Here is a 17,852-nt window from a genome sequence, read left to right as displayed (position 1 = left end):
TCAAAACTTTATTTCTTAACGACTAACCCAAGTGGATGTATTGAATCTCAACTTGTTGGGACTTGAGTATAGTGGCAGATTCTCGTTGTTTATTCTACATCTGATCTCTGTCTATGCGACACAAGATGACGCACCCAAAATTAGAAAATTTTATTCATCATGATAAGACCATGACTGTACATTTTCCTGCTTAAAACGATTGATATCACGACGATCTTTTTTGCTTGGTCGATGATCTGGTCGGGCTAGATTATGCATTTTTCGTTGTGATGCATGCAACTCCCGACGGGCAATACTTTCAGGTGTTTCTTCATAAAGCAGTTGTGCGGCCGGCGCGCCACCACGTACCGCTGAAAGAGCTTTGACTACCACGGTTTTTTTCTCAAAACCTTGCTGGATGGTCAGTTCCATCCCGATCCGCACATCTCTGGAGACTTTAACGCGATCATTATTGTGGTGGACTTTACCACCTTCTATCGCAGCTTTGGCAATTGAACGTGTTTTAAAAAAACGTGCAGCCCAAAGCCATTTATCAATACGCATGGCGTCCATGCTTTCTGGTTCATGCTGTCTTGGCATCTGTTACCTGTAGGTTGGGTTCAAGATAATCAAAAAGTTCAGTTAAATGATCAAGTGCAGGATAGGGTAATTCGGTTGCCACTCTGGCAGTTTTACTGCTTGAGGGCTGTAAAATACTAAACAGCTGAGTAATACCGAAATCTTCTGCGCTTTTGAGCACGGCAACGGTATCATCAATAAAGACGGCCTGAGCCGGATCAAAGGGATGCAATTGCTGTAGTTTTTGCCAAAAAGCGGTTTCCTCTTTGGCGTGCCCAAGTTCTTCACTACTGATCATTACTTCAAAATAGGGGCGAAGTTCCACATTTTCAAGCTTCAATTGCAGGCCTGCACGATCGGCATTGGTCAGTAACCAGCAACGATAACCTTCGGCTTTGAGTTGTTGTAACAATTGATGGCAGCCAGCACGTGGGCCAATTTTCTGGCGATGCTGGTATTGAAGTTGCAGAACATCGACTCCGACTTTAGCCGTCCAGAACGCCGAAGAGTACCAAGATAGTGTATGCTTATATTGTTGGTAAAACTGAAAGAGTTTTTGCTGACTTTGTTCCAGGCTGCATTGATGCACTTGAGCATGTCGCTCGGGCAAACAGTGATTCCAGATAAAGTCGTCAAATGCTAAATCGAGTAAAGTGCCATCCATGTCGAACATGGCAATCGGCTGCTGCTGTAAATCTGAATATGACATAAGGTTGGTCTATGTTTATTAAAACGCTTGCCCCACAAGATCAGTTAATTTCACAACTTGTTCCGATCATGGCGCAGGCTAGTCAACTATTGCTGGAAGAATACCAAAGTTATTGTGCCGGGTGCGAGTTTAATATTCAGGAAAAGAGTGATGATTCTCCGGTAACGCAGGCGGATCTGAAAGTGAATCATTTTTTAATGAAGCATTTAGCGACCATCACCCCGCAACTGCCGGTATTGTCGGAAGAGAGTGATTATTCGGCGCGCGCAGCATGGCAACGCTGCTGGATGCTGGACCCTTTAGATGGCACCAAGGAATTTATCCATGAGCGTGATGAATTCACCATTAATCTGAGTCTGATTGAGGATGACCGGACTACATTTGCGATCATTGCAGTACCATGTGAGCAGGTGATGTATATCGGCTATACCTCACAATTGCCTTATAAATATAGTTTTAGTCGACAAGCATGGTTTCAGTATCAGATTGAAGAACATGATTGTTCCGCACCCTTGCAAATTGGTCTGAGCCATAACAGTAAAAATCCGAAGTATAAAAACTTTATGCAACCGATCTTGCAACATCGTGCCATTGAGCGCCGCGAAGCGGGCAGCGCCTATAAATTTTGTATGATGCTGGAAGGCGAAATTGATATTTATCCTCGCTTTCATCCCACCTCGGAATGGGATACCAGTTCAGGGCAGGCTTTACTGGAAAGCATTGGTGGTGGCCTGATGACGCTGGATCAAAAGCCCTTTTTATATAATCAGCGTGAAACGGTTTTAAATGGCGGTTTTATCGCGTTTCGAGATCAGCATTGCAAAAAAATTGCTTATGAGGCTCTGGCACTTTCTGGCATTTTGGATTGAGAGTGATTCCACTCATGCTATAGTGGATTAAATTCAAAGTTGTGTGTGAATATGGCCCTGCATTTATTGCCGAAAAGTATGTTCGAAGCAATTGATTTATTACCTGATGCTTCAACCCCTGTCACCTTGTTTACCCGACACTCCTTGCGTGAGTTGGTGGATGGGCAGGGCTTGGCGGGTTATGATCTGCAATTGACAGAACCCGGGCGTGATCTGGCTTATGCTTGGGGAGAGTATTTAAGTCAACATAGCGATCGGGCCATTCAGCATTGTATTTCAAGTCCGATTCAACGTTGTGTCGATACCGCAGCCTTAATGATCGAAGGTGCGGACCAGACCCGTAAGGCAGTGAATACTCATCGTATTGAAATTGTGGAACAGCGTTTATTGGTTGAGCCAGGAAGCTTCGTACTAGACATCAAGCAGGCGGCTCCCTATTTCCGTAAGCAGGGCGCTTTGGGCTTTATTAACAGTTTTGTGAATAATGCACTGCCTGGGATGAAACATCCGATCACTGGCGTATTTGATGTCTTGGAACTGCTGTACCATACTCATCCCACCCAGCAAAATAGCCTAAGTCTAGCAGTAAGTCATGACACGATTCTTGCGGCTATCATTGCCGTCATTTCCGGCAAAAACCAGATTGCGCAAACAGATTGGCCAGCGATGATGGAAGGTTTGTTTGTATGGTTTGAAGGTGATGATTTTGCCGAAAGCCAGTTAAAATGGATTTGGCGCGGCGAGAAAAATGTTTTGAATATAAAGCAGTTTTTAAATAGATAGAGGTACAGAAAATTTGGAACTGTAATGTATAAAATGAGGCAGGCGGGATTGCTCTAAATATGCCAACAATATCAGTGTTTACTAAAGCCCAAATATTTTTATTTGGGCTTTGTTCTAAAGACGATTGAAGCAAAAAAGCTAGCGGCATTTACCGGTTTTTTGTCCTTCAATATTGCTTAGATTGGTTTGTAGTTTAGTGGATGCAGAGCACTGCAGATCCCCAGAAATAACCGATTTTTCCAAGTGAATCATGGTTGCAGCCTGCGCTGCCCGTACATCGCCACTCACGCTTGAATTGATTAAGCGAACGGCTTTGGCTTGATTCGCTTGTATGCTGCCCTGAACGGATGAGCTGTTTAGAATCAGGCTGGCATCTTTTTGAATATTTACATCGCCTTCAATGGAGGCATTATTCACCGTACAGGTGGTGCCAGCTGGAATAGTAAGATCACTGAGCGTATCGTTATCGATGGTGCTATTACATGTTGCTGCAAAGGAAAAGCTGCTGCATAAAGCAAAGGCAGTGGGAATAATAACTTTCCAGATTTTATTCATGATGCTCTCCAGCATGTGATATTTAATTATTTATATACACTTCAATTTAAATTAATTTTATTTTCATAAAGTAGAGCGTTTAAGTTATAGAAATGTAGTTGGACATTGGTCTGATCGTGATCTTGTACCCGCGTTTATTATTCTAAAATTACAATAAATTAAGCATGCTATTTCAATATTAAAAATTAACTTCACATTCGATCATTTAAATTGTTACTATGATAAATACATGATTTATATTAATTTTAATTAATTAACAAAATTTATCATTAACGATAATCTGACAAGTTTTTCTTGGGGAAATGTGATGCAATTACAACTTAAACATTTAACGGCCTGTTTGCTGTCCATGATACTGGTGGCTTGCGGTGGTGGTTCAGATGACAGCAGTACAACACATCATACTGAGCCACCGAACAATGATCATACCACGGCGGGAAGTGGCAGTCTGGTGCCAGACGATGGAAGCAGTGAGTTGCCAGGCGATGGGACACCTGAGACACCGAATCAAGGTGGCGCTACGACAACAGAAACGCCATCGATACCTCCTGTTATGGAAAAGTATCCTGAACCTAACAAGGATGTGATCGATGCAGCGGTATTGGGCTTTTATGATTACGATAAACTCGGACTGCCAAGAATATTACGCAATGATTTAAATGGCGGATTTGCGGCAATGTTGCAATTTGCACAAAGCCATGTGGTCAATCCTAACCAGAATGAAAAAGATTCGATGCCACGCTTAACCGCGGAAAAAGATGCGTTGTTACTGGTGACGCCATTGGCAGAAATGGGTGATCTGCAGGCATTAAATGTCGAAATTTATCGGGATAATCAACTGCTACGAACGGTTAAATTGAAAGAACCCTCAAGAATTGCAGCTTCGGATCAATCCAATACCGATGCGCGCCCGCCTGTCAGTTATTCGACGCGGGCATGGACAGTCGCATTGAAATGGCATGAAATCCGAGCGGGTCTGCATCTTCGGGTAATTGATCCACTGAATAATCGTAGTGGTGATTTAGCGGCAGACAAGATTGATCTGGCCGCACCAGGCGAGTTGGTGCTACAGAATATCCGTTTAGGCTTATTAACCGATCCGCCGAAATCAACAGGGCATTATATGCTGCTTGAGCCAGCCAAAGCGGGCACTGATTACTTCCAGACCATTCCGGCAGCGCGTATGATCGTTGCAAAATATGATGATTTAAAACTCGATAAGGTCATGGTCGCAAGTGGTGTTATTTATGATACAGCCAGTGCAACTACGGGTGATGTGTATAGCGGTGATATGCGTGAAAATACCGCCAAGTCGACTTTTGGTGTGGGTATTAATCTGGCCAACTGGGGTATCACCAGTGCTTCAATGGCGAGTCAGGAACAACCTCAGTTGACTCAAAGTGTGGTAGCGCATTATGCGCGCGGGAAGTATAGCAATGGTGAGGCAACGCATGGCCTAAGTGGTGGTAATGGTATGTTGACCTTAATTGATTCTGTGGGCAATGAGTTTAGCCATGAAATCGGCCATCATTATGGGCTTGGGCATTATCCAGGCGCAGTGGGGAATAATATGTTCTGGGCTGCGCACCATGCGGACAGTGGCTGGGGGTATATCGCCTTTAGAAACAAAATGCGTGGCAATCTTAACTGGACCAATACCAGTCTAGGCGATGGTGCCAATGGCGTACCGAACTTCCTGAATAAATATGCCTATGGTTGGGATGCGATGTCGGGCGGTGCAACGGCCAGTAGTATTTCCAAATATACCCATTACACCGGTTATAGCACCTACCTAAAAATTCAGCCGGCTTTTGATCGTTATGTATGGGATGCGAGTTCGCCAACCGGTTATAAAAAGTGGAATGCCAGCACCCGTATGATGGAGGTTGCGCAACCTAAAACGCCAAATTCAAGTAATGTCTGGTATAACCGTGCCGATGGTAACTATCTAAAACCAAGAATGTTTGGTGTGCCTGTGTATACGATTTTAGGTGGTTACGATCCAGAGGCGCAAGTTGGTTTGATTTATCCGGCAGCAAAAGGAAATTGGGGGAATGTATTTGATCTACCGCAAGTAAATCCAGCTGCTGTAACCGCAAATTGCTGGCTCAATGTACAGTTTGCAAGTGCAACACAAAATATAGCTTTGGCACCGCAGCGCATGAATGGTAATGCCAATAAGTTCCATATTAATCTTGCTCAAACTGAGGCACCACAGCAGGTCAAGCTTTATTGTAAAAAGGCCAATCAGGCAGCAGTTTTATTGTCGAGTATGTCAATTCCTGTTAATACGCCTGCTTTAGCTCCAGCAGTTGATATTGGTAAAGAGGCTGAATATTCAGCTTTAAGAGCAATTGAGTTACCGCAGCTGGAACAGGCTTTACTTAATAATAAGAATAAGGCTGTTGTAAATCTTTCACCTGAATCTAAATTGTTGTTTGATTCATATCGAAGCTTTAAGGATCAGTTATCCGCAGATGCACAAATCGAAATGATGCGTTATACCCAGCAGCAAATTAAGCTTTATCGTGTAAATCGCTGGATCAATGTCTATCGCTCGGATTTAAGCAATTTGAATAGTGAAGCGGTAAATGCCTTTCAGGCCTTTATTGAAAAACTGGAACTGAAAGATGATCTGAGTTTTGCATCATGGAGTAGCTTGTTAAACAGAAGCAACTGTTTAAAAGCCGAGAAGCTGGCAAATGGACAGCTCAATACCTTTATTAGTGGAGCGACGGGTTGTGTTGGGGATGATTCGGAAAAATGGGTTTATGATGCCTTGGGCAAAATCCATAACAAGCAATATATCGATCAATGCCTAACCACTACGGCTGGAAATGTGATTAATCTGATGCCCTGTGGTACTGCAAATAGTCAGGTGTGGGAAGTAGATGCTGTTGCGCAGGCAATTAAGCAGTCAAATCAGTGTTTTGATCTGGAAGGTGGGTATCTAAGCAATAATCGTGCGCGCTTAATCCGTTATCGCTGTACCAATGGGGCCAATCAGAAATGGAGTATTCCGGTAATGAATGATAGTTTGCTTCTTGCAGGACTATCTGCCAGAAATTTACCAATCGCCGCTAAGGCTTTATCAGTAATACCTTAATTACTATAGTATCTAAGTTGATTTTATAAATAAAAAATATGAAGCTCTTTGCGGCTTCATATTTTTTTCATCAATAAAATGTCCTAAAAAGTTAAAAATAATAAAAACGGTACTTTTAAAATCAGTCTTTTTTCGTCATGATAGGAAAATAAAAAGAGAAAACCGACACATAATTGGATAAAAAGATGTTATCAAACACAATTTATTTATGGGAGCCTGAGATTTTTACAGGCAAAGTGCCCGCAGAAGATGATTCTCAACAGGTTGCTTTTGAGCTGCATCAGCAATATTGCAACACTTCCAGCCAGGGTAAAACATTACAAGCCTGGTTGGAGTTATTTTCAGATAAAATTTGCGATCCTCAATATCAAGCCTATTTTTCCGAGCCTACTCAACAATGGGTACAAGGGCTCAAGAGTAAGTTTGCTCAAGGATTATGTGCCAGTGTGCAAGTCGAAGTGCTGGCCAATGAGGCTCAAAATGATGCGATGTATCGGGTTTTTTATGAAACGGTTCAAGAGACCGGAGTCGGGTTTTATGAGCCGAATTATAATGTGTGGGCGATTGGTGAATTGCAGTCTCCTGAAAATGCTGTCTCAAATATGCTGCAACCGTATTTATTGGAGCCATTAGAGTTAAAACAAATTCAGCCTGTACAAGATGCGAAATCGCTGTTGCAAACAGGTGATTTTGAGATGCCACATAATATGGCCGCCGCAGAGCAACTGATTGGTCAATGGTTTGAACAGCAGGAGGATACCCGGCATCTCAAGCTTGATGTGTTTAATGTGGCGCATGATTTTATTTCTAACTGGGGGAATATTGGTCGACCGGAGCTGGCGCTGGATACGGGTTATCGGTGTTTTTTATTGACCCAGAAACAGCTGGGTGTGTTTTATCAATTGAAGATGGTGCTGAGAAAACTGACCATTAGTCCGATGCTGTCTTTTGCAATGGATTTTACCGATCGTTTTATTCCTCAGCACTTGCAGGAGCAGTTATCTGAACGGTTGATTTTTAGGCTGCGTTCGATGGATGTGCATCGGCGTGCTAATGGGGAATATAATCCAGAACCTTGTTTTGCACTAACGGGACGTTGGGAAAGCAAGGCCAATATTCAGGATTTCTTTAAACAGCTGGATGCTTATATTGCTTTTATCTTTACAAATCTGGGGCAAGGTAAACTGGAGATACTGCAAGCGTGGGCCTATGGCGATATGCCGGCAGACTTTATGGTGGATCTGGATTTTCGATTTGAGTTAATGATGATTGCACTGAGTCAGGATCATGATTATCTAAATGAGCGCTATCAGTTTTATAAACGGTCTTTTACTCAGCACAATGCGCGTGCGCGTGATCTGGGGTTGCTTGAGGAAAGTTATAAGTTCTGTCAGAAACTGATGCTGCTTGTGAAAGAGGCGGGAACAGGTTTACAGCCATATTTGAAAAACTGAAGACAATAAAAAAGCCCGAAAATTCGGGCTCTTTTATATGCATCAAATTAGTTAGCTAATGCTTTAACTTGAGCATTCAAGCGGCTCTTATGACGAGCAGCTTTGTTTTTGTGGATGATGCCTTTATCAGCCATACGGTCGATTACAGGAACAGCTTTTTTGTAAGCTTCTGTAGCAACAGTATAATCACCAGCAGCGATCGCATTTACAGTACGTTTGATGTAAGTACGAACCATAGAACGCAAGCTTGCGTTGTGTTTACGTGCTTTAACGTTTTGACGAGCACGTTTTTTAGCTTGAGCAGAGTTTGCCACTCGTGCACTCCTTGAAAATAAGTTGGTCTGGGCGGGCTGAAGTTAAAACCAAAATAACATTGGCAACATTCACCAGCCCGTAAACAAGTGCCATATTTTGAGGAAACTAAGCCTCGAAGTCAAGTCTTGTGATACTTTTAAGTACATTTAACAGGTGATAATCGTCCAATAAAACGTTACATTAAGCCTAGTCATGGCTTGGAAGAATTAAAAATGAGAACAGGTGATAAAAAAGCAATTGTAATTGGTGCGACAGGACTGGTCGGTCAGGCACTGGTGGATGAACTGCAACAAGCTGAAGATTTTAATGCTATTACCGTGGTTGTCAGGAAAAATTCAGAAACATTAAACACTTATAGCAAGGTCGCTCAGCTGATTCTGGACGACTTCCTGTTATTAAATGATGAAGATGTCAATGCCTATACCCATGCCTTTAGTTGCTTGGGAAGCACCATTAAACAGGCAGGTTCCAAAGACGCTTTTTATGCAATTGATTATGAAATCAATGCGCATTTTGCTGATTTGATTCAGGACAAAAATATTCATTTATTGCTGGTAAGTGCGTTGGGAGCGAACGCAAATTCGCCAATTTTCTATAATAAAGTCAAAGGTGAACTGGAAAATTACCTGAAGAGCCTGTCAATTTATAAGCTATCAATTTTCCAGCCCTCACTTTTAATTGGCAAACGTAGTGAGGTTCGTCTGCTTGAAGATCTGGCACAGACAGCATTTAAACTGGTCGAAAAAACCTGGACTCGGCCGTTTAAACTTAAACCTGTTACCGCAGAACAATTGGCGCATACTATGCGGGTTGCAGCACAAACACAGACTGCCGCATTCAAACTCTACGATAACCTGAGTATACAACAAAGCAAATAATGGAGAATTTCAGTGACGACAATTCCTTTTGTAACCTGTGATTTGTTAGATGATAACCCGGAAAAAGAGCTACAAGTGGTCATCCCGTCTTTAGATGGAAAATTCTTTAAAAGCTATGGCGCGCGTAAAACCTTTGGCGGTCAAGTGGTGACTGTAAAGTGTTTTGAAGATAACTCACGTGTGAAAGAGCTGTTGGCAACCGATGGTACAGGGAAAGTATTGGTAGTCGATGGTGGTGCATCTATGCGTTGTGCCTTGATGGGAGACATGATTGCCGAGTCCGCAGTGAAACATCGCTGGAACGGGGTGGTAATCTATGGTTGTGTGCGTGATGTGGATGCACTTGCAGAACTGGATTTGGGCGTACATGCGTTGGCTGCAATCCCGCAAAAAAGTAATCGTAAAGGCATAGGCGAAGTCGATGTCAGCTTGTATTTTGGTGGTGTGACAATCAACTCGGGCGATTATATCTACGCAGATAATAATGGCATTGTGATTGCAAAAGAAAAACTGGTCGACTGCTAAAAGGAGAGTGCGATGCTGAATAAGGTGAATCACCAGCTCAAGGTTTTACAATCGGTTGTTGCCAGTGTAATCGAAGGCGGTCGAGGGGCAATGGGGACACCATTCCCTAATCAGCCGGCAAAGGCAATAAAACTGTATGAGTTTGAAGGTTCACCATTTTGCCGCCGTGTCCGTGAAGTGATCACCTTACTGAATCTGGATGTGGAAATTTATCCATGTCCTAAAGGTGGGCAAAAATATCGACAGATCGTCAAAGCCAAAGGTGGTAAAAAACAGTTTCCCTTTTTGATTGATGAAAATACCGGTGACCAGTTATATGAGTCACAAGCCATTATTCATCATCTGTTTAAGCACTATGGCAAAACAGGGAAAACACCGAAAAAGTATAGCCATTATCCAAAACTTCCGTATGTGTCTACGTTGGCCACAGTCGCTAACGCAGCGCGTGGCGTCTGGATTGATCCGCAGATTGTTGATCGTCCGGCACCAGCGCAGTTATTGGAACTGTGGAGTTTTGAGGCGAGCCCGTATACCCGTTTGGTGCGTGAAGTCCTGACCGAGTTAGAACTGCCCTATATTTTGCATAATGTACCGAAAGAACGTTGGCAGGATATGGGGCCAGCCGTATTGCGTTTAAAACCCGGTAAGTATATTCCGTTGCCGAATGGCAAACGTGAAAAGGTGGTTGAGGTGATGGGACGCGATATTCAGGTGCCTTATCTATTTGATCCGAATACAGGTGTGAAAATGTTTGAATCTGCCAAAATTATGGAATATTTAAAGAAACAGTACGGAGCATAACTGTTCAGAAAGCATCTTTTAACAGGTGCTTTTTTTATATCAACTGGGATGGCGGTTGCTTCAATTATGGGTTTAGCGGTTTAATAGGCCTGAAAATAGTCATATGATCACCCCAAAATGTTAAGTCAATTTAGCAATCTCTTCAAAAGTTCTAAACAAACACCCGAGCAACTATTTCTAAAAGAACACGCTCTGTCTTTTGATGCTGAGCAGGGGCCAATTTTAAATGGTGTGGTACTGAATGATTTGGGTTTTCGTCTGGAATATTTCTCAAACCGAAAATTAGAACGATTTGATGATTTAGAAAAGCTATTCCGGATTGCACCACAAATTAATGAAAAAATTGATCTGGAATTACACTCGCAACGTTTTGTTGAGCGGTTGGAAAATAATGAAGAAAATCTCAAAGAACTCAAGCAAGCGATTAAAGTTTTAAATGATTATTATGTGAAGTTTAAACGGGCGAGATAGAGCAGTATAGGTGCAACACTATCTATTAATAGTAACCAACACATATAAGGCGTGGCTACAAAAGTGTAGTCTTACCCTATATTCGAGTATGAACTTTCATAAAGATAATAACTAGAGACAAATGCATGGCACATCGTATTTATTTATATAATGTTAATAAAGATAAACAGCATAGCGATTTGGGCTATCTAGGTGAGTGGAAATATGAAATTCCACAGTTGTTACTTCCGCTGTTTTTTGCACAACCTTCCCGTAAGGGGCATTTGCTGTACTTTGACCGCCAAGGTGGTGTTGAGTACTTACAACGTTTTTACCATTTATTAAATGAACAATATCAATTCAGTGAACAGGTGGGCTGTATAGAGGCCCAGCAGACCATGTTCGAGCTATTACAGCACTTGCCTTATGAACAACTAGAAATGGATGCCACTGATGTCTTTAATATGAATGAGGACAGTCATCGTCAGCAGGCACAGCAATGGCTTGAAGACATCCTGGAGAAAAAAGCCTTGTATGATCAGGCTCTGGAGCAGCGGGATTTAACTGTTCTGGATGCGGTGTTGGCCAGAACGGGCTATGAAAACTTTCTGGATATTTTACAGACAGACTGGGTGCAATGGGGACTGGGCTATTGGGAAGAATCACTTTATCGCGATGCATCGGAAAGCTTTGAGGAAAATGGCCTATGGGGACTCAGAAACCGTCAGGGAGAAGTTGTTCTTGCACCGCAGATGAACGAGATCTGGGCATTTAATGATGAGGGAATCGCCGTATTTGAGCGCAATGCACAATATGGTTATCTGAATCATTATGGGAAGATTCTGCTCGAAGCACAGTTTGCGGATGCCTATGACAGTTTTCAGCTGGAAGGTAAAAATTATGCAGTAGTGCATCCACAGGAAAAGCCGGAATTAGAAGGCCTGATCTGTGTGGAAGATGGTCAATGGATGATTCCCGCCTGCTACGAAGCAGTAGAGCAGCTACGTTACTCTGATGTTTTTAATGTATTTAAAGCAGGCCAGTATCGTCTGGTTAATCTCCAGCATCAGGCTATTGTCGCTGAATCATCGGACCATCCTTTCGATCTGGATTATTTAAATGAACAGGTTAAGCTGTATTACTGTGCTCAAAAAGGCTCGGCAAAAAGACGTTATTTCCTGAGTAACGGGGACTATCTGGGAGAATATATTGAAGATGTACTACAACCGCTCAGTAATGGCTATTTATGGGTCAAGCCGAATAAGTTCCAGCGCAAGATTTGTGTACTAAAACCAAATGGCGAGTTACTGATTGATGATATTGATCAGCTAAAGGAATGGTCGGGTTATGGTTATCGTAGTTTTGCTTATTGCAAAAATAAGCAATGGTCTGTCTATCACACCGAAACCCATTGCTTTTTGTTAGCACAAGGTATGGATAAGCTGATTGAGGGGGAATATCTGCATGAACTCGAGGATATTTATCCTTTTGAACATGCAGGGCAATATGGTCTGTTCGATGCCAAGCAACAGCGATGGCTGATCCCGCTTGCCAATCAGTTTGAGCGTATCCAGCATGTCAGTCACGGCGTGTTCCAGTGCATCACGACAGCGGGAAGCTATTACTACGATGCAAAACAAAATATGCTGGGAACAACAGGTTTTGATTATATTGCGCCGGCAATTGAGCGTTATGACCCGGAACAAGGGCTATTAACTTTATTCAAAGCGCTGAATGTATTTTTTATCAACCCGCAGCGTCAACTGGTACAAGCTGACCCTGATCAGATTGCTCAATTTTATCTGCGGCGCTTTAATTTCCAAGGCAAGGATTTAAGATTTTTCGAGCAGTTCTATTCACGCTGGAAAGCTGCCCAAGGCGATAGCTATTTTGGTCAGCTGAAGGTCAACACCTTGTTAAAAATGGCGCAATCTTTTGAAGAACATCATGATATTGCGCAAGCCATACAATATTATCAGGCTGCTGCGGATCAGGGGGATAGTGAGAGTATGGTGGCCTTGGGCCTGATTTATAATAACGGTGAAGGTGTGCAGCAAGATTATGTGCGTGCGCTGGACTATTACTGGCAAGCAGTGCAACTGGACAATTCGTGGGGCTGGAACAATCTGGGGTGTATGTATCTTAACGGGCACGGGATTGAGCAGGATGTCCAGCTGGCGATTGAATGTTTTAACAAGAGTGCACAATTAGGTAACGGGCAAGCCTGCAAAAATCTGGCAGGGTTTTATTATGACGGGATTGACATTGAACAGGATCTGGAGCTTGCCGCAACATATTATCAACGTGCCGAGCAGCAGTTTTATTTCAGTGGAGAACAGCTTGCTGATATCTACTATCAACAGGCGGCATATGCTCAAGTTGCCAAGCTGATTAAGCGTGATAAAGACGAAGCATATACGGCGATCTATTATGCACTAATGTATGAAGCAGGGCATCAGTTTAAGCAGAATATTAAAAAGGCCATTCAATATTTTGAGAAGGCATTGCAGTATGCTGATTATGCTTATGCATTGAAGCAGTTACTGCATTATTATGCTGAATCGGAACAGTTTAAAAATCCTGAAAAATATCAGCATTGGCAGGAATATATCGTAAGTAATGATATACAACTTGATGAATCTGCATCTGATTAAGCAGGGTATAAGCCTAGTAAAGCACTGAGCAATAAAAAAGCTGAATCAAGTGATTCAGCTTTTTTTGCTTCAGTCGGTGAGCAATTATTTTTCAATAATCGCGGTCACACCTTGACCACCCGCAGCACAGATCGAAACAAGGATACGACCTGAACCTTTTTGGTTTAAGATTTTCGCAGCCGTCGCGATGATACGACCACCTGTAGCGGCGAATGGGTGACCCGCAGCTAAAGAAGAACCTTTAACGTTGAGTTTGCTACGATCAATTGAACCTAAAGGTGCATCTAGCCCTAAACGCTCTTTACAGAACTTTTCATCTTCCCACGCTTTCAAGGTAGAAAGCACTTGTGATGCAAATGCTTCGTGGATTTCATAGTAGTCGAAATCTTGAAGTTTAAGGCCAGCACGCTCAAGCATACGTGGAACTGCATAAGCAGGGGCCATTAATAAGCCTTCTTTCTTGCCCACGAAATCAACCGCAGCAGTTTCAGAGAAAGTCAGGTAAGCAAGTACTTCGTGACCATTGGCTTTCGCCCATTCTTCAGACGCTAAAAGTACACATGACGCACCATCTGTTAATGGCGTAGAGTTACCTGCTGTCATGGTTGCAGCTTCGCCTTTACCAAACACTGGTTTTAATTTTGCCAGTTTTTCAGCAGTTGAGTCAGCACGTAAGTTATTGTCACGGCTTAAACCCAGGAATGGCGTGATTAAGTCATCGAAGAAACCTTCTTCGTATGCTTTTGCCATTTTTTGGTGAGAAGAAGCAGCGAGAGCATCTTGTTCTTCACGTGGAATACCCCACTCAAGCGCAGTGATTGCTTGGTGGTCACCCATTGATAAACCGGTACGTGGTTCACCATTTTTAGGCGCATCCATCAGGTCTTTTACATTTATTTTCGCTAAAGCTTTTAAACGGTCTTTACCTGTTTTGGCAATGTTAAGCTCAAGCAGGGCTTTACGTAAGCCGTCACCGAAAGCGATTGGCGCGTCAGAAGTGGTATCAACACCACCTGCGATACCCACTTCGATTTGACCTAAAGCAATTTTGTTTGCGACAAGGAAAGCGGCCTGTAAACCTGTACCACATGCTTGTTGAATGTCATAAGCAGGGGTTTCTGGTGCAAGTTGCGTATTTAATACACATTCACGCGTCATGTTAAAATCACGGCTGTGCTTTAAGACTGCACCCGCAACCACTTCACCTAGGCGTTGACCTTGCAGGTTGAAGCGCTCAACCAAACCGTTTAACGCAGCTGTAAACATGTCGATGTTAGAAGCTGTGAAATAAGCGCCGTTAGAGCGAGCGAAAGGAATACGGTTACCGCCGATAATGGCAACACGACGCACAGTGTTTTGGCTCATGGTTTTATCCTGTTGAACAGAAGGTTTGGTTGTTTTAGCAGTCGCTGCTTTCGTCGTTGTAGAAGAAGCAGCGCTTTTTGCCGCACCTGCACTACGTGTTGTAGAACGGGCACGCGTTGTTTTTGGTGTCGTGGTTGCTGCTTTTGGAGTTGTGCTCGCAGTTTTACGTTTCGTAGAAGCTGCTGTTGATGTATTTGACACAGTCTCCTGAGCAGAATTGTCGACTGCTGGATTTTCTTGAGTTGTTTTGCTCATAAGGCTTTTCCAAGCATAATTGCGATATTCTTGCTACAAACATACCATATTTCCCATACAGCTGTATTGACTAGAATGACGCTTGCGACCACATTCAGGTCAAGACATCCAGACATGAACTCAAGTATGATTTGTGATGAGTCAATCAGACATTGATTTCATGCCATATCCCAACATGATTCATGTGTTTGTAACAAATTCATTTGTATGAGAGATAATAACCATGACTGATCAATACCAAGCATTTACACAATCACCTTTAGGTAAATTTGTGGTAAAAAATTTAGGTCTGCCATCACCAGTGACGCTAGATCGTTTTGAAAGTGCCCAACCTGTTGTGAATGGGGCAGTATTGCTTGGCGCAGCACCATCAAGTACGGTTTCTGCTGCGATTGCTCAAGTTCTTAGCAATATTCATGCAGATAGTTATGTCGGTAATAATGTTGAGTTACAGCAGACTGCTGCAAAAGTCGGTTTAAATCTGCGTCCATTAAATGCCGATGATAAAGAATCTAAATTCAAAGCGGTTGTATTTGATGCCTCTGGCATTCAGGATTCTGAGCAGTTAAAAGAGTTGTATAACTTTTTCAATCCAATCGCTCGTCAAATCTCAAGTTCAGGTCGTGTGATTGTGATCGGTACCACACCTGAAACTGCAAAAACAGTCAAACAGGCGATTGCACAACGTGCGCTTGAAGGTTTCATCAAATCTGTTGGTAAAGAGTTCAAAAAAGGCATTACTGCTCAAGTGGTTTATGTCGACCAAGGTGCAGAAGCGAACCTTGAATCAACTTTACGTTTCTTGATTTCACCACGTTCTGCTTATGTATCAGGTCAAGTGATCCGTGTATCTAAAGCTGATGTGGCTGATTTAGACTGGGCGAAACCACTTGCAGGTAAAACTGCATTGGTTACCGGTGCAAGCCGTGGTATCGGTGAAGCGATTGCACATGTCTTGGCGCGTGATGGTGCACATGTCATTTGTTTAGACGTTCCACAACAACAAGCGGATCTTGAACGTGTGGCAGGTTCAATTGGCGGCTCAGTATTGGCAATCGACATTACGGCTGCGGATGCGGGTGAAAAAATCAAGACTGCTGCTGCAAAACAAGGCGGTTTAGACGTGATCGTGCACAATGCAGGGATTACCCGTGACAAAACTTTGGCAAATATGAAGCCTGAGCTTTGGGATCTTGTCATCAATATTAACTTGTCTGCCATTGAGCGTGTTAACGATTACTTACTATCTCATGACGGTTTAAATGCCAATGGTCGTATCGTTTGTGTATCATCAATCAGTGGTATCGCGGGTAACCTCGGTCAAACCAACTATGCAGTATCTAAAGCAGGGGTGATCGGTCTGGTTAAATTTACTGCGCCGACATTGAAAAATGGTATTACCATCAATGCAGTTGCACCAGGTTTCATTGAAACACAAATGACTGCTGCGATTCCATTCGCGATTCGTGAAGCTGGTCGCCGTATGAACTCAATGAACCAAGGTGGTTTACCTGTAGATGTAGCTGAAGCAATTGCGTGGTATGCATCTACTGGTTCAACAGGTGTGACTGGTAACGTGGTACGCGTCTGTGGTCAAAGCTTGTTAGGTGCTTAAGCATTAGGGTTTTGAAGAGGGGTGCTTGTGCATCCCTTTTTTATAAAAATATTGAAAGGTTTATTATGAATACACGTCATTTTAGTCAGTTGCCAAAACCTTATTTAGCTTATCCAAAAGTCATTCAAGGTCTCATTTTCAAAAAGCCAAAAGGTGAAAAAGTTCTGCCACAAGTTGAGTATGTGGTAGATACACTTAAAATTGATAGCAAACATTTAGAAAGCTATAACGAGATTTGTGGTTTTAAAAATGATGGTGTCGTACCTGCAATTTATCTGGCGGTTTTGTCGCAAAGTCTGCAAATGCACATGATGACCAGTGAAGCTTTCCCGTTTCCAATCTTGGGTTTGGTGCATATTCGTAACCAGATCAAGCAAATACGTAAAATTGCTGTGAATGAGCAAATCACGTTGTCGTGCAAGTTTGGTGAACTAAAACCGCACGACAAAGGTTTGCAATTTGATTTCATTACCACTGCGAAAGTTGCCGGTGAAGTGGTGATGGAAAGTTTAACCACCTATTTATCACGTCAGAAAACTGAGAAAAAAGCAGGCGAAAAAGCTAAAGATACGCAAGAACCCGCTTATCAATCACAGGCAGAATGGGATATTTCAGAAAATACCGGGCGCCGTTATGCGGTGATTTCTGGTGACTTTAACCTCATTCATATCCATGCGGTGACTGCAAAAGCGTTTGGCTTTAAACAGGCGATTGCACATGGTATGTGGAGCAAGGCCAAAGCTTTGGCGAGCATTGAGCTTCCAGCGGCTTATGAGGCAGATGTCTGGTTCAAACTACCAATGTATTTACCTTCAACGGTTGAGTTCCTTACCGCAGCTGAAGCAAAGCAAACAGATTTCCTGATCCGTAATCTGAAATCTAAAAAGCCACATGTGGCAGGTACAGTGAAGGCACTTTAATCCATTCTTAAATTGTAATGCTCCCTGTTGTGCGCAATAG

Annotated in this window: 16 protein-coding genes; 11 read left to right on the top strand and 5 right to left on the bottom strand. The window is 42.8% G+C overall.

Annotation, left to right across the window (positions count from 1 at the left end; genetic code table 11):
• Positions 1 to 150 precede the first annotated feature (150 nt).
• Both JO943_RS03670 and JO943_RS03665 read right to left on the bottom strand, forming a co-directional pair.
• Positions 151 to 579, bottom strand: a complete 429-nt coding sequence (locus JO943_RS03670; protein ID WP_202740027.1) for an RNA-binding S4 domain-containing protein — start codon at positions 577 to 579, stop codon at positions 151 to 153.
• Positions 563 to 1,267, bottom strand: coding sequence for an HAD-IA family hydrolase (locus JO943_RS03665; RefSeq protein ID WP_202740026.1), 705 nt, complete (start codon positions 1,265 to 1,267; stop codon positions 563 to 565). Before JO943_RS03665 ends, JO943_RS03670 begins: the two co-directional genes overlap by 17 nt.
• A gap of 11 nt (positions 1,268 to 1,278) precedes the next feature.
• Between JO943_RS03665 and JO943_RS03660 the strand changes: the two genes are divergently transcribed.
• A complete protein-coding gene (locus JO943_RS03660) occupies positions 1,279 to 2,136 on the top strand; it encodes a 3'(2'),5'-bisphosphate nucleotidase CysQ (protein ID WP_199972581.1) in 858 nt (285 codons plus the stop codon).
• Positions 2,137 to 2,187: 51 nt separating this feature from the next.
• A complete protein-coding gene (locus JO943_RS03655) occupies positions 2,188 to 2,919 on the top strand; it encodes a histidine phosphatase family protein (RefSeq protein WP_005284993.1) in 732 nt (243 codons plus the stop codon).
• A gap of 138 nt (positions 2,920 to 3,057) precedes the next feature.
• Here JO943_RS03655 and JO943_RS03650 read toward each other — a convergent pair whose 3' ends face one another.
• Positions 3,058 to 3,474 carry a hypothetical protein gene (locus JO943_RS03650; protein WP_032872033.1) on the bottom strand — a complete coding sequence of 139 codons (417 nt, stop codon included), beginning with the start codon at positions 3,472 to 3,474 and terminating at the stop codon, positions 3,058 to 3,060.
• Positions 3,475 to 3,781: 307 nt separating this feature from the next.
• Here JO943_RS03650 and JO943_RS03645 point away from each other — a divergent pair, with 307 nt between their 5' ends.
• The gene (locus tag JO943_RS03645; protein WP_202740025.1) at positions 3,782 to 6,580 is read left to right on the top strand and encodes a M66 family metalloprotease; all 2,799 of its coding nucleotides are present in this window, start codon (positions 3,782 to 3,784) and stop codon (positions 6,578 to 6,580) included.
• 185 nt (positions 6,581 to 6,765) lie between these two features.
• On the top strand, positions 6,766 to 8,034 hold the full coding sequence (locus JO943_RS03640) for a hypothetical protein (RefSeq protein ID WP_202740024.1): 1,269 nt from the start codon (positions 6,766 to 6,768) through the stop codon (positions 8,032 to 8,034).
• A gap of 47 nt (positions 8,035 to 8,081) precedes the next feature.
• On the opposite strand, the gene rpsT is transcribed toward JO943_RS03640, so the two are convergent.
• A complete protein-coding gene (gene rpsT, locus JO943_RS03635; RefSeq protein ID WP_004771687.1) occupies positions 8,082 to 8,348 on the bottom strand; it encodes a 30S ribosomal protein S20 in 267 nt (88 codons plus the stop codon).
• A 213-nt stretch (positions 8,349 to 8,561) separates the two neighbouring features.
• Between rpsT and JO943_RS03630 the strand changes: the two genes are divergently transcribed.
• From JO943_RS03630 to JO943_RS03610, 5 genes are all read left to right on the top strand, one after another.
• The gene (locus JO943_RS03630) at positions 8,562 to 9,227 is read left to right on the top strand and encodes an NAD(P)H-binding protein (protein WP_202740023.1); all 666 of its coding nucleotides are present in this window, start codon (positions 8,562 to 8,564) and stop codon (positions 9,225 to 9,227) included.
• 12 nt (positions 9,228 to 9,239) lie between these two features.
• Positions 9,240 to 9,752 carry a ribonuclease E activity regulator RraA gene (gene rraA / locus JO943_RS03625; RefSeq protein ID WP_005229783.1) on the top strand — a complete coding sequence of 171 codons (513 nt, stop codon included), beginning with the start codon at positions 9,240 to 9,242 and terminating at the stop codon, positions 9,750 to 9,752.
• Positions 9,753 to 9,764: 12 nt separating this feature from the next.
• Positions 9,765 to 10,553, top strand: coding sequence for a glutathione S-transferase N-terminal domain-containing protein (locus tag JO943_RS03620; RefSeq protein WP_202740022.1), 789 nt, complete (start codon positions 9,765 to 9,767; stop codon positions 10,551 to 10,553).
• Positions 10,554 to 10,670: 117 nt separating this feature from the next.
• Entirely contained in the window at positions 10,671 to 11,024 is a 354-nt protein-coding gene (locus JO943_RS03615; protein WP_202740021.1) for a hypothetical protein, read from the top strand.
• Positions 11,025 to 11,149: 125 nt separating this feature from the next.
• A complete protein-coding gene (locus JO943_RS03610) occupies positions 11,150 to 13,657 on the top strand; it encodes a tetratricopeptide repeat protein (protein ID WP_202740020.1) in 2,508 nt (835 codons plus the stop codon).
• An 84-nt stretch (positions 13,658 to 13,741) separates the two neighbouring features.
• On the opposite strand, the gene JO943_RS03605 is transcribed toward JO943_RS03610, so the two are convergent.
• A complete protein-coding gene (locus JO943_RS03605) occupies positions 13,742 to 15,277 on the bottom strand; it encodes an acetyl-CoA C-acetyltransferase (protein WP_005285023.1) in 1,536 nt (511 codons plus the stop codon).
• Positions 15,278 to 15,500: 223 nt separating this feature from the next.
• On the opposite strand from JO943_RS03605, the gene JO943_RS03600 reads away from it, so the two are divergent.
• Both JO943_RS03600 and JO943_RS03595 read left to right on the top strand, forming a co-directional pair.
• Positions 15,501 to 16,892 carry a 3-oxoacyl-ACP reductase gene (locus tag JO943_RS03600; RefSeq protein ID WP_005229792.1) on the top strand — a complete coding sequence of 464 codons (1,392 nt, stop codon included), beginning with the start codon at positions 15,501 to 15,503 and terminating at the stop codon, positions 16,890 to 16,892.
• Between the two features lie 65 nt (positions 16,893 to 16,957).
• The gene (locus JO943_RS03595) at positions 16,958 to 17,812 is read left to right on the top strand and encodes a MaoC family dehydratase (RefSeq protein WP_202740019.1); all 855 of its coding nucleotides are present in this window, start codon (positions 16,958 to 16,960) and stop codon (positions 17,810 to 17,812) included.
• Positions 17,813 to 17,852: the final 40 nt, after the last annotated feature.

The sequence above is a fragment of the Acinetobacter sp. 'aerobic (ED)' genome (genome assembly GCF_904886855.1).
GTDB lineage: Bacteria > Pseudomonadota > Gammaproteobacteria > Pseudomonadales > Moraxellaceae > Acinetobacter > Acinetobacter courvalinii.
This window is presented reverse-complemented; position numbering and strand designations above follow the sequence as displayed.